Consider the following 13460-nt stretch of genomic DNA (forward strand, 5'->3'; position numbering starts at 1 on the left):
TCAAATAGAAGTTAAGTTTTACGAATCGGGCGCTCGACGATGTTATCACCCGCCTTCTGCACCGCATAGACTAAGTTAGCCAGAATGCTTAAAATTCCGTAAACTTTGTACTCGCTCAACGTACGCATTGCAATGCCTAAGTCCTTGTCAGGCCGCGTGAAGTCGAAGGCTGTTTAATCCGGTTGGCAGGCCGGGCATTACGTGGAAACTTCCTTCCTATAAATCAAGCACATACTTATTTAGTGTCTTCAGGTTGTTTAAGGCATCCCCCATCGTATTGTTAAAATACGCGTAAACAGTCTTTCCTTCTTCCATCCATTCCTTGACATACCAGGAATATTCAGATAAAAAGTCATGGGGATAGCTGCCGCGATATCCACCCTGGGGCCCGTGAAATCGCAGGTAAACAAAATCCAGATGCTGTTCCAATATCGGCGTTGCTGATGCTGGCATGTCCTGTATGACCATCCCGATACGATACTGGTTCAGCAGGTCGTAAACGGTTTCATTATACCACGATTTATTCCTGAATTCCACTGTAATATTCCAGGAACCGCTGTTAGCCAAAACCAGGTCATTGAAAAGCCTTTCAAGCTGCCAGGCAGACTCATAACTGAACTTAGGCGGAAACTGTACCAGCAAGCAGCCCTTTTTATCCCCTACCTCGTTGATCGTATCAATAAATCGCTGGATAAGCTCAGGATTATACTGAAGATCCCTGCTATGGCTTATATCCTGGAACAGCTTGAAAGTAAATTTGAAGCCCTCAGTGACATCGTTCGACCATCGCTTCATTGTAGAAGCCAATGGAATCTTATAAAACGAACTGTTCACTTCGATACTATTAAATATCGACGAATAAAAACATAACCGGCTTCTGTCCTGGTATTCCTTCGGGTAGCCAGCTTTGTTTGGAACCGGCAATACCAGTCCGCTTGTGCCTGAATAATACGGTGATGGCTCGTTCATTACCGTATCAAACTTCATAGAAACCGGAAAGTTTGCAGGCGTACGATTGTCTTCAAAAGCATGAACGGTCGCCCTGGGGTCGGCATGGTTACTTTTTCCAGCTATAAGCAAAAGTGACTAGGCCTGCTCGGCCATAAGGGCTAAACGTATTCATAAATACCAGAGATTGTTCTGATGAGTCGTTTTTGCAAACATGAATGTCAGCCGGGCTCATTGCCGCCCGATGGCTAGTCCTTTCCCAGTCGATGGAAAGGACCAAAGATCTTGAGCTTTCCGAAGGCGCCTCTGCCGCACAGATCAACCGCACAATTTCCTTGCAACACGGGCTGCATTTTTCAAATGCTGAGGCCCTTTCCCTTACACAATCCCAACCTTGCAAGGAAATTCTCCCGGCGCTGTCGGAAAGCTCGCGTACTATTAACGGTTGTAGGTTATGATCGGCAGTCGGGATAGTGCCAATAATATCGGCAATTCCATTAATCAGCGGCAGGAAGCAAACGATCATAACACCACAGCTCTTTCCGAAGCACGCTCCGGCCCATGAATATTTGGAAGTAAAGACCTGCTTCGACTCCGCTCAGCATTTTAATGTTACCGAAATATAGTGGTGGCCTGTCATGGTGAACGGAGTCGAACCATGCGCCCAAACAATTTATTGAGGATTTACGACAAAGATTCAGAAGCCGGCGGTGTTTTGGTCCTTTTCCACTGTAGGAAAAGGACTTGGCCTGCCCGACCAAGAGGGTTAATACGTATTCTGATGAGTGGCTTTTGCAAACACCGACGTTAGCCGGACATTAAGTGTTATTGCCTCTATTCTTCATCAACATACTCAATGCCAAACGCATTTGCAGGATAATCTTCCGGAATATTACCGTTTAAAATAAGCTGCGCTGCAACTCGACCAATTGCATCTGAACACATCGCCGAATATCCATTACATCCGCCAGCAAGAAATAACCCTTTAACAGCGGTTTCACCAATATATGGTCGTCCGGTAGCGGTCCAGCTTATCACGCATTTTTTTGTAAAACTGTCGTCCAGGTTTAATGAGGGCAAAAGCCTTTGGAGGGCTCTACTCCTGGCGGGTGCATAACTTTCAGATTTACTATTCCTGAACCAGTTCTGTACTTGTTCTAACGTGTCGAAGAATACGTCGTCGGGCGAATTACAACCAATTTTTAAATAATAATTTCCATCAGGATATTTTACAGGTGGAATCAAATAGATAGCCTCCGTTTCATCTTCGTCTATCTCGTACAGCAGCGAGGGAAGTGTGCTATACCGATCCAGTAATTCTTCATCAACTTTTACTAAAAGCACCACCTCGCCTTTTGTTATGAGCTTAAGCTTTTGAGGCAGTATATCGAAATAATTGATAAAAGAACCTGTTGCTACCAGCACTTGTTTAGTCGAATAGGTCTTTCCACTTTCTGTTTCCAATAAGAAACTACCATTATCCCTAACTGACAGCTTTATTACCGTATCTGAAATAATTAACCCGCCCTGCTGTTTAGTAATTTCAAGTTGAGCCTTGATCAGCAGCCGTGGATTGATATATCCTGAGGGATTCGATTCAATAATACCAGCCGCTTTTCCAGGAAAAACAAGTCCGCCGAAATCATTGTAATTTTCTTCTGCGTGTTCAATTGGCTTATACGTTACATCGAATTTCCTGGCAAGTGATGAAAAGTTTCGTAAATAGTCATCCTCACCGTACGCGTTAACATATAAGCAACCGATACCGTAATGAAAATGAATACCCGACTTTTTTTGAATGGATTCATACTGTTCTGTGGAATCAAAATTCAGTCTTGTCCAAACCTCATCTTTTCCTACAATCCGTTGCACCCTGGCCTGGTCATAATGGCTTGCGTAAACAAGTGACGATTTGGATTCGCCTGGTTCATCAGCCCCGATTACAGCAACTTTTCCGGCACTTCCGGAAAGGTATTTAGCCGCAGCCGAACCTACTAAACCTTTTCCGATAACTAGGATGTCGAAATCTGGAATCACAACCTGGATTTTTTGTTATTAAATTACTTACAAGCTAAGGATAAATCTGCTGACTCTACCCGGTCTGCCATCACCGGTACCAGATTCAACACCGTTGTCGGTCATTGTTATATTCACCTGGAACATAAGATATAATTTAAAAAGCAATCTCCACCAATCTTCGTTACCAACAGCCGGGCTTTTCATTCATACGCCTGCAGGCCTTAAGCGCATGGCCGGTATCCATTCCAATCCCGTTTACCTGGCAGGCATAGTGCTGATACGATTGTCATTCTGACGAAGGAAGAATCCCCGCGTTCCTTTGCAGCAACCCTTACCCTGCCGCCATTGCGAGCCGGTGCTTGGTCATGTGCGCTGTGGCGTGGTAATCTTTTTATTGAGTCGGAGTTTAAGCCGCCCATGTATTCTTTAATCCATAGTCAGCTTACTCACAAGACTACGGATAGTAAGTGTATTCCGGATATTAAGCCTCGGCATTCCGAGAATAATAATTCTGAGTCCTGAATTATTTGGCAACCAGGGCGGCTCCTTCAAATTCGACCCCCTCCCATCCATGCAGCATAAACTGCCGGATGTTCTGATGATCTGTACCAGCAGGCGCATTTAATACAGCTTGATAGTGTTCAGCAAACAGCAATAAGGTATCTTCCTTGCTTAGTCCATTCAACCGGGCAAAAGCAAATACTTTAGCACTGCCCTGGTTTTGCGTTTCCTCATTATAAACATCTCCATTTTTAAAAGCTGCTGGCTGATGGTTATAATAGGTTTCGATTAATTCAATCACTTGCTTAAACGAGAGCGAATGATGTTCTAAGTCATGGATCAAGCTGGTCAGTTGCTCTTTCATATATATTTTAAATGGGAATAGGTTGTAAATATCGGCAATAATAAGTTTTCGGATTTACTATTTTCCTCACCTGTGGTCAAAACCAGGTATAGTAAATCCGCGGCAGTGCAACACAATAAAAGAAAACCTACCCGCCAAACACAAACTTGCAATTCGGTTACAAGATGTCTCACTTCCACTACAAGCCGCAGCACTATTCTCTCCAAATTTGTCTCGTTAAAAAAAGAACTTATGGAAAATCAAAAAGAAGCAAAAGTATGGTTCATTACAGGAACTTCCCGCGGGTTTGGACGTATCTGGGCCGAAGCCGCTTTAAAGCGTGGCGATAAAGTAGCGGCAACAGCCCGCAAGCTTTCCAGTATTGCCGACTTTGCGCAAAAATATGGAGAGAATGTATTGACCTTAGAACTGGATGTTACCGACAAGGAACAGGTAAACAAAGCTGTAAACCAGGCGCATGCTCATTTTGGCAAGCTCGACATCGTGTTAAATAATGCAGGTTATTCGCTGGTAGGAACCATTGAAGAAGCAGAGGAAGAGGATATAAAAGCCATGTTCAAAACCAATTTCTTTGGCCCCTTGGCTGTTGTGAAAGCCGCATTACCGCTATTAAGGAAACAAGGTTACGGACACATCATTGGCGTTTCAAGCACATTGGGTTTGGTGAGCCTGCCGGTTATTGGTTATTATGCTTCTTCCAAATGGGCGATGGAAGCGGCGCACGAAGCATTGGCAGCAGAAGTAAAACAATTTGGGATAAAGGTGACAATCATCGAACCCGGGGCTTATGCCACCGAGTTTGGCAGCCAGAACTCGTTGAAATTTGCCGACAACATGGACATATACACAGGCTTTAAAAACGGATTCATGGAACAGATCAAAAATTCAAAACAGGGCGATCCACAAGCCACGCCGGAAGCCTTGTTCGCCGTTGTAGATTCGGACAATCCACCCTTACGCTTTTTTCTCGGCAACCAGAATTTCCCATGGGTGCAGGAAACCTATAAAGCCCGGAATGCAGAATGGGAAGCGTGGAAAGAAATATCCGATTCGGCACAGGGAAATGTAGTTAAAGAATCATAATATCTTCAGTGTGTCACGATAGGCCGAACTTTCCCGGTTCGGCTATCGTTATATTAGTCGTAGTGAGATGAAAAAAGACAAGCAAAAATATAAAGGTTTTACTTCCATAACGGAAGCCCACCGGCTGCTGGGCCTGCCGGCACCACGGCATCCCCTGATCACGTTAATGAATGCCGAACAAACCGTAGCCGTTTCCGACGAACTGGCCGGCAAACATGTACTGCATTTCTATAAAATTTCTTACCAGCCGCCAATGAGTCCCAAGCTCAGGTATGGTCAGCAATACTATGACTTCGACGAAGGAGGCTTGTTGTTTGCGGCGCCCGGCCAGGTGATTGGCGAAGATAACAGGGATGAGCCGCCACCAAGGATCTGCTCAGAGCAAACCCTCATTATTCATCCCGATTTTTTACTGGGTTATCCCCTTGCAAAAAAGATCAAGCAATATCATTTCTTTTCATATGCTGTAAATGAAGCCCTGCATCTTTCTGAAGGTGAAAAAGAAACCATCTTATCTATTTTTAGTATGATTGAAGCAGAGCTGAACAGCCGCATTGATGATCTCAGCCAGGATGTCATCATCTCTCAACTCGAATTGCTGCTCAATTTTTCACAGCGCTTTTACAAACGCCAATTCATCACCCGAAAGGTTGTCAACAATGATCTGCTCGCAAAGCTCGAAGACCTGGTCGATACCTATTTTAACAGCGATGCATCTTTACGAAACGGGTTGCCGACGGTACACTATTTTTCAGACCAACTCAATATTTCGCCCAGTTATTTAAGCGATATGCTACGGTCGCTTATTGGTCAGAATGCACAGCAATACTTACACGAAAAGCTGATCAATAAAGCAAAGGAGAAACTATCTACAACATCCTTATCCGTCAGTGAAATTGCTTTTGAACTTGGCTTTGAGCATTCGCAATCGTTCAGCAAGTTGTTTAAAAGTAAAACAAGTCAGAGTCCGATAGAATTTCGCGCGGCGTTTAATTAACGGCGAGAGCCACACTTATGATTGGTATATTTCGCCTGCCTCGTCATCTCGACGCGCGTAAGCATGGTGCATCGGCACAAGGAAATTCTCGCGTTAACCGTTTGTTATTGCTCACCGAGAATTTTTAGGGGCCGTGCCGATACGATTGTCATTCTGACGAAGGAAGAATCTTCGCGTTCATTTGCACCGCCTTTCGTCTACCGTCATTGCGAGCCAGCGTTCGGGTCATATGAGCTGAGGCGTGGCAGTGCTAATACGATTGTCATTCTGACGAAGGAAGAATCTCTGCGTTCTTTGCGCCGCTGTTGCCCCTTACCGTCATTGAGAGCCGAAGCGCAACATTGTGTGCAGCGTCTTGGCAATCTTTTTAGTTAACCTGGGTTTAAAACTCCTTCCTGTTCGCCTATCCGTTTCAGCTTTCCTACAGGCGGCTCACAACACTACCGATAGTAAGGTTAACGGCATGGCCGTAATTCGAAAATTAGCTGAATCTGATTATATTGGTGCAACCTAAACAATGAATATGATCTTACTTACGGGCGGCTTTAGTATCGAAATGCTATGGATGTTTGGCGCAGGACTTTTAGCGGGAATATCCGCTTTTATTTATTTTCATTTCTGGGCAGTAAAAACAAAGTTCTACCAGGAAGATTTTATTCATTATCTATCCTGGGAAAAGATTGTTTACTACATCGGTTTTTTTTTCGTGAACGTGCTTGTGTCTGTTTTGATTGGATATATTATTACCTTTTTGTCAATGATTCCGATAATAATTTTAAGTAAAATGTTTACCTCACGATCTTAAGTTTTAGGCAGCCCGCGCCTGTCTTATTTAGCCCAAGGCTATAGTTTGGGTAACTTTAGCTTAATAATAAAAGAATTTAAAACCTCTCTTATTAAAGGCATTAATCTAACCTATTTCGCGGGCGATCCTTAGCCGAGGTGGTAATTACCTAATCTCAAGCCAAGCCCCGCGACAGCGAGGCAAACCCCTTGCCAGGGGCCCATTCCGTCGGAGAGCTTGAACTTACATAATGTTTAGTATGGCCGGCCAAAGTAATAATACAAGACAATACACGAACCGACTAATAATACAGCAGTCAGTTCCCGGCTTTTGTTGTAGTCGTTCAGATTAAAGAAGGAATACAGCACAAATGCTAACAGGAACAAGCACGGGGATAAGCCGCCCGAATCAGTCCTTACAAGGTTATTAGGGGTTTCCGCCGGAGCAATGTAAGCTATCTTTAATAAGAAGTTGCGGTATGTCAGTATCCGATCCCCAACCTCAAAGTCCGGACTAAAATACGTACTTAAGGAACTGAACTGCCGACCATCCTTAATAGTTATAATCAAATAGCTTTCTATTTTTTGACCGTAACGCCGGGGTTCGTATACATCTGTGTAATTGGTTTTGATAATCTTTTCCGGCCCGGACTTTAATATTGGCCTGGAGAAAATCAGCAGAACCAGGAAAAGCAAAAATGCTGCCCTAAGAACCATCGATATCCTGAAATAAGTACTTTTCCGGTAGCGGTAATTTATAAGCCGGTTCCGGCGATTTTCAATCCGGAGCCTCCCTATATTTGCAATAGAACGCTGCCACCGTTCTTCATCTGTAAATCGAGGCATTAATTTGATGAGGTTTAGCCAGTGAAGATGCAAAAAATTTACTGTCTATCTAACACAATACGCCCCACTAAATTTGACGACAGAAGCTAATCCATTGCGCGGATGATCCTTAAACTTAAGCCAGTATTGAACCCTTAAGTTTAAGCCAGTATTGGAATAATTTTACAGAAACACCAAGGACCAAGAGTTGCTATATCGTTGCTAAACTTTCCTGTTCAAATAGTTGAGTAGGCCGATACTTCATGCATGGTAACCGTACCATTAGTATCCTCATTAATAAGTGAATCCTGCAATATGGTGACACCGCCAACCGCAGGTAAGATTAAAAACATGAGCACTGTCATGAAAACTATCGTTTTTCTCACTTTACCAATTTTTGACCATTGTATTAACTAATATTTAACACGTTTTTTTATGAGCTATTTTAGGGTAAATCAAAAGTAATCTCAATGAAAATCTTAACCAATATTCTTGCCGCAGTTGCCGTCGCGACTGTCATGGCCGCTTCATGCAAGAAAGATTCAGGACCCTCGGCTCAAGAAGGTAAACCGGATCAATCTGCAGAAAAGTATCCGGTCTCCTTCACAGTTAATGGATTTGGCTTAGACCTTAAAGACATGGGCGTCAATAAGAACGGCGCTACTATTAGCGGCCTGAAAGATCAGATTCATTATCTCTATTATGGCGTTTACCGTGAGACATATGACGAGGATCATTTTGAATTGGTGCATAGCATCTCCCAGGACTCTTTAGATAAAAACTTCGGTACAATTAAAGATTCGCTGCCTGGCGGAAACTATTTTATAGGATTTATCGCATCAAAAGATCCAACTTATAGGCCGGGTTTTGTGAGCGGCCGGGGTACTATCTATACTCATCCGAGCTTTTCCTTTACTACGGACTTTGGCACAGATGTTTTTTACAAAGGCATCAAGAACTTCGCCGTTACTAGCCCTTCAACTAATGTACAAAACGTGACTCTTTCAAGAGGCGTCAGCAAACTCGGATTTAAATTTTTGGATGAAATACCTTACAATGCATCGAAACTGGTAATTCGGCTTTATTCAGAACAGAACGGATTCGATCTGTTTGATGGAGAGGAAAACTGGCTCGCATATCGTGATTGGGAAAGATTGGTAACAATTAATTTGAAAGATGCAGACAAGGGAAAAAAGGGCGCCCAGTTTTGCATCTTTATTTACGGCAACTCCTTCTACGAAAATTTATCCTTTACATTATACGATCGTGATGGTCATGTGATCGCATCAAAAGTTGTGGCTCAAAATTCTTCCTACAAAACCAACACAGAATATATTTACTCAGGATACTTAATGCCTCAAAATAATGCAGTATTTAAAGTGACTGTTAATGATACCTGGGATTCACCGGTCAATATTGGTTTTTAATAGAGGCCCTTTGTCGGGAGGGCGGTGCAGCGGCACTGTTAGATGTTATGCAACCTTTTGTCCTGTAATAAGTGTTGCCACCATACCACCAAATATGTCCATTCTTCATGGTTGGTGTTATCACCGTGCCAGTAGATATTCTCATTAATAAGAGAGTCCTGCGGTAAGCTGATAACACCAACCGCAGGTAATGTATTTCGTTCAACTTATCGGTTGTCACGCTGAGCGGAGTCGAAGCGCTAAACAAAAACCAGAAGGATTTCATATAAGCCATGGAACCGGCCACCCGTCAACTCCACTCAGTAGGACCATAATGTATTTTGTTCAACTTATCGATTGTCACGCTGAGCGGAGTCGAAGCGCTAAACAAAAACCAAAAGAACTTCATATAAGCCATAATAACCGGCCACCCTTCGACTCCGCTCACGATGACCGTAATATATCAAGTTCAACTTATCGTTGTCACTGAGCGGAGTCGAAGCGCTAAACAAAAACCCAAGAATTCATATAAGCCTTGGTAACCGGCCACCCTTCCATTCCGCTCAGGATGACCGTAATATATCACGTTCAACTTATCGATTGTCACGCTGAGCGGAGTCGAAGCGCTAACCATTAATAAAACATTAAGCAAACTCGCTGTACCAGCGCCCGTCTAATCCACTCAGTATTACCATAATGTATTTCGTTCAACTTATCGTTGTCTCGCTGAGCGGAGTCGAAGCGCGTTAATAAAACTTCAACCTTGATTTTGTACATTTAATAATGCTCAAACTGTACACCGTCTATATCTTGCGTTGCGCAGATAATTCCTATTATACCGGAATTACCAACAATATTGAAGCGCGATTGCAACAACACCAACAAGGCATAAATGAAACTGCCTATACCCATTTCCGGCGACCGGTTGAATTAGTTTTTGCAGAACACTTTAATGATGTGAACCAGGCAATAGCATTTGAGAAGCAAGTGAAGGGCTGGAGCCGAAAAAAGAAAGAAGCGATTATTGCCCAAAATTGGATTGCTTTGAAAGATCTTTCAAAGTGTAACAATGACAGTCATTATAAAAATAAAGATTAAACGTAGTACCATATTCAACTTATCGGCTGTCACGCTGAGCGGAGTCGAAGCGCTAAACAAAAACCAAAAGAATTTCATATAAGTCTCCGCAACCGGCCACCCTTCAACTCCACTCAGGATGACCGTAATGTATTACGTTCAACTTATCGATTGTCACGCTGAGCGGAGTCGAAGCGCTAACCATTAATAAAACATTAAGCAAACTCGCTCTACCGGCGACCCGTCTAATCCGCTCAGGATGACCGTAATGTATTTTGTTCAACTTATCGTTGTCACGCTGAGCGGAGTCGAAGCGCTAAACAAAAACCAAAACAATTTCATATAAGCCACGGTACCGCCCACCCTTCGACTCCGCTCAGGATGACCGTAATATATCACGTTCAACTTATTGATTGTCACGCTGAGCGGAGTCGAAGCGCTAAACAAAAACCAAAAGAACTTCATATAAGCCATAATAACCGGCCACCCTTCGACTCCGCTCAGGATGCCGTAATGTATTGCGTTTAACTTATCGGTTGTCATGCTGAGCAGAGTTGAAGCCCTAAAGCAACTCATACGACTTTCGAAAATAGCTAAAGAGCTGCGAATTAACATCGCCGGCACGAAGTAGCCTGACCTGGTGTTCCAGCTTCCCCGCACGTAAATTTGTTTTAGCAACAGTTCCTTCATGCAAGGGCTCTTTCGTATAAAACTTCACCTCCAGGAACTTTTTCGTTGGCCGGATTACCAGGAAAGTCTTGCGATGGCCGAATACAATGCAATTTGGTGTTGTGCTGACCGCTACATCTTCCCAGGAAGCTACTTCAGCCAACACCTGGTCGAATGCGAGTTCCAGCTCCATGGGAACCCCATCGAACAGGCTGGCAACACTTATCTTTGCGCAATAATGCCACTGGTTTGGTTTCGCCAGTTCGCGTTCGCATTTCGGGAAGGTCCAACTCATACTTATTTGGTCTGGCTTAAGCTTATCGGAGCTTATGCGAAAATCAGGTTAATGCTAATTATAATTGAAGCTTTTCACTTCATTAAATCATGAAAGTACAAAATTCTTTTATCGACAAAAGATTTGCCGGCCATACAGTTGGCAACTAAAACTTGAGTCCAATGTCAGGCTGAGCGGAGTCGAAGCCTCCATCACAGAGGCTGGGAATCTGTTATATTTTTTTATTTCTGGCTCAGTTTCAGGCAAAGGTATTGTTTGGTAACTTAAGCTTTATAATAAAAAGAAGTTTCAAACTTCTCTTATTTAAGGCGTTAAGCCAGCCCATTGCTAGGGCGATGCTTAAGCTTAAGCCAGTGTTGGAGCAGCAACCCTCCCTCTATCGCCATTGCGAGCCGAAGCATGGCAATATGCGCTGCGGCTTGGCAATCTTTATTTCGGTGTTTAAACTCCTTCCACTCCACAGTCAAGCTACAAACAAGCGGCTCTTAAGAAACAGAGACAGTGAGGGGGAAAGCTTAAGCCATAGAGCGGCTCAAATGCTTATATAACAAATATGCCTTCTATGATTTAATTAAAATATTTAGAGATACCGAATGTTTCAACATTAGCTGGATTTCCGGGCACTGGATAATCAAGTAAATCTTCTTTAAATATATTGCCAGAATGTAAGCTAAATTCATGAAGCTTGAAAGTAGAATAATCTACTTTGTCGGTCTTTAAATATTCCGAAAAATCGGGAAATTTTAATTTTGTATAATTTGCAGCAACTGGCGAGTAAAATCTGAACTGCGCTTTATCGCTGAAAAAAACGGCTATGTAGTAATCTGCTTTGTTATTAAAGCTAAATTTAAAGTCTCCAAGATTGCTTCCTGATATCTCGAAGTCTGCATCAAACATTTCCGGTTTCAAAGGAATTTCAGAACCCACGTATGTATACGAATAGTTCTTATCATTTAACTTATAACTTATATTCGTAAGGTATTTACCAAAAACTTCCTGCGGCAAATAATAGTTTAAAGTGTTGCCCGCTAAAGCGTCGCTTCCAAACCAGAATAAATTACCGAAATCTTTATATGGCCATGCAAAAACGGTTGCTTGAATATCACTCCCTGGGCTGGTAAAAGTTTTAACTACTGGTTCCCTGGTACATTTGTCAGGATCGAACGTAAATGTTTTAGTACCTGCCGGTAGATCAAAAAAATTATAAAATACACCTTTATTGCTCTTTGCTAACAAAAACAACTTGCTATCAGCAGAATATACCAAGGTTTGAGTATTAAGAACAGTCGGGTCAAAAGGATGGATCTCAGACCAACTATTATCAGCTGTATATCTTAACCAATAGTGTTCACTACCCGGTTTAATAGTCATTTTTGCCTGATCAACATTTGGCCTCATTGGACTATTGTTAGACTTAAGTCTCCAAACACTTCCTTTCTTAATTCCCAGGTAACCAATTATATCGGGTGCACCATTATCTAGGGGTATTGTAATCCGGTATAGATTAAATCTATCTTTTTGAAAATCTTTATTAGAAATAACAGAAACTTGTGCTGAACCTTTTTGATACTCAAATTTGTTTAAAACCTCTCCATTTTCATCAGCTAAAATGTAATATACATTTTTATAAAACGACATGTAACCAGGGTCGATATCTAAAGTCAAAAGTGTGCTTTTGTCGCCAGCTACATTTTTGTAATGAAAATCGCCAAGGAATATCTGAACAGAATTGTTCTTAGATACAGAAACAACAAGATTATAATGGTTGCTTGATTTTACGTCGATATCCTTCATACAAACCTTGTTGGTTATTTGTGATGTAAAAGAAATCGTTCCGGAAATATCTCCTTTCACATAGATATAATAGAAGCCATTAATAAGACCTAAATTATATGCCTTTGAATCTGATTTGGATTGGAAAGTCGGTGTAGTTTTGTCTTTTATATAATCTTTATCAATTGTAATCAATCCGTCAGAAGACGTGACGCTCAGCGAAACTGCTTCTTGCTTTTCTACAGATAACCCTTTAAGTTCAGAATGAAATCTAAGAAATGTATCTGCCACATTTGAGGTCTTCTTCGTATCAAGTATTATGTCATATTTACCTACCGTGAGCTCTTTCTTATATAAAGATGCGTTAGCTAAATCAAGGCTGTCTTGGGTTCTTGATGAAGTCGAGTCTTTAGAATCTTTAAGCTTAAATTCTAATACTCCTTTTCCTCCAATTGCATGTTGCCAGTCACTATTTAAAAATGGGTTGCTACTAATTGACTGTATGGTGATTCCAGCGACAACTTTCGGTTTTTCGGGATCCGTAGGTTGATCTTTCTTACAACCAGATAAGAATGGTATTAGGAAAATGACAAATAAAAATACTCTAGTCATAATGAAAGGTTAGGTCGTTTTTGAAATTACAAATCGTAAAAGTATTCTTATTTAAGTAAAAACAGAAACTGACTGGTATTTACAAATGCATATTTTTCCGTTGCAAAT

General features: G+C 42.0%; 12 protein-coding genes. 5 read left to right on the forward strand and 7 right to left on the reverse strand.

The genetic code is table 11. The features are described 5' to 3' along the window. Positions 1-216: 216 nt before the first annotated feature. The 3 genes from GS399_RS11015 to GS399_RS11025 all read right to left on the reverse strand — a co-directional run bounded on the left by GS399_RS11015 (position 217) and on the right by GS399_RS11025 (position 3832). Positions 217-987, reverse strand: a complete 771-nt coding sequence (locus GS399_RS11015) for a DUF72 domain-containing protein (protein WP_237487927.1) — start codon at positions 985-987, stop codon at positions 217-219. 795 nt (positions 988-1782) lie between these two features. Further along, positions 1783-2985, reverse strand: a complete 1203-nt coding sequence (locus GS399_RS11020; RefSeq protein WP_160844671.1) for an NAD(P)/FAD-dependent oxidoreductase — start codon at positions 2983-2985, stop codon at positions 1783-1785. A gap of 505 nt (positions 2986-3490) precedes the next feature. Further along, positions 3491-3832, reverse strand: a complete 342-nt coding sequence (locus GS399_RS11025) for a HopJ type III effector protein (protein ID WP_160844672.1) — start codon at positions 3830-3832, stop codon at positions 3491-3493. 231 nt (positions 3833-4063) lie between these two features. Here GS399_RS11025 and GS399_RS11030 point away from each other — a divergent pair, with 231 nt between their 5' ends. The 3 genes from GS399_RS11030 (at position 4064) to GS399_RS11040 (ending at position 6717) form a co-directional block, all read left to right on the forward strand. Then, positions 4064-4915: an SDR family NAD(P)-dependent oxidoreductase gene (locus GS399_RS11030; protein WP_160844673.1), complete on the forward strand. Its 852-nt coding sequence runs from the start codon at positions 4064-4066 to the stop codon at positions 4913-4915. 67 nt (positions 4916-4982) lie between these two features. Continuing rightward, the gene (locus tag GS399_RS11035) at positions 4983-5912 is read left to right on the forward strand and encodes a helix-turn-helix domain-containing protein (RefSeq protein ID WP_160844674.1); all 930 of its coding nucleotides are present in this window, start codon (positions 4983-4985) and stop codon (positions 5910-5912) included. A 523-nt stretch (positions 5913-6435) separates the two neighbouring features. Further along, complete coding sequence (locus GS399_RS11040) at positions 6436-6717, forward strand: hypothetical protein (protein ID WP_160844675.1); 282 nt, start codon at positions 6436-6438, stop codon at positions 6715-6717. A 233-nt stretch (positions 6718-6950) separates the two neighbouring features. On the opposite strand, the gene GS399_RS11045 is transcribed toward GS399_RS11040, so the two are convergent. Beyond that, entirely contained in the window at positions 6951-7541 is a 591-nt protein-coding gene (locus GS399_RS11045; RefSeq protein ID WP_160844676.1) for a hypothetical protein, read from the reverse strand. Positions 7542-7756: 215 nt separating this feature from the next. Next, complete coding sequence (locus tag GS399_RS11050; protein WP_160844677.1) at positions 7757-7906, reverse strand: hypothetical protein; 150 nt, start codon at positions 7904-7906, stop codon at positions 7757-7759. An 84-nt stretch (positions 7907-7990) separates the two neighbouring features. Between GS399_RS11050 and GS399_RS11055 the strand changes: the two genes are divergently transcribed. Both GS399_RS11055 and GS399_RS11060 read left to right on the forward strand, forming a co-directional pair. Next, on the forward strand, positions 7991-8947 hold the full coding sequence (locus tag GS399_RS11055) for a hypothetical protein (RefSeq protein ID WP_160844678.1): 957 nt from the start codon (positions 7991-7993) through the stop codon (positions 8945-8947). A gap of 762 nt (positions 8948-9709) precedes the next feature. Further along, entirely contained in the window at positions 9710-10024 is a 315-nt protein-coding gene (locus GS399_RS11060) for a GIY-YIG nuclease family protein (protein ID WP_160844679.1), read from the forward strand. A gap of 541 nt (positions 10025-10565) precedes the next feature. Here GS399_RS11060 and GS399_RS11065 read toward each other — a convergent pair. Both GS399_RS11065 and GS399_RS11070 read right to left on the reverse strand, forming a co-directional pair. Next, positions 10566-10967, reverse strand: a complete 402-nt coding sequence (locus GS399_RS11065; protein ID WP_160844680.1) for a DUF5655 domain-containing protein — start codon at positions 10965-10967, stop codon at positions 10566-10568. 567 nt (positions 10968-11534) lie between these two features. Beyond that, positions 11535-13352, reverse strand: a complete 1818-nt coding sequence (locus tag GS399_RS11070; protein WP_160844681.1) for a hypothetical protein — start codon at positions 13350-13352, stop codon at positions 11535-11537. Between the last annotated feature and the right edge of the window lie 108 nt (positions 13353-13460).

It is taken from the genome of Hufsiella arboris (genome assembly GCF_009834875.1).
Taxonomy (GTDB): Bacteria; Bacteroidota; Bacteroidia; order Sphingobacteriales; family Sphingobacteriaceae; genus Hufsiella_A; species Hufsiella_A arboris.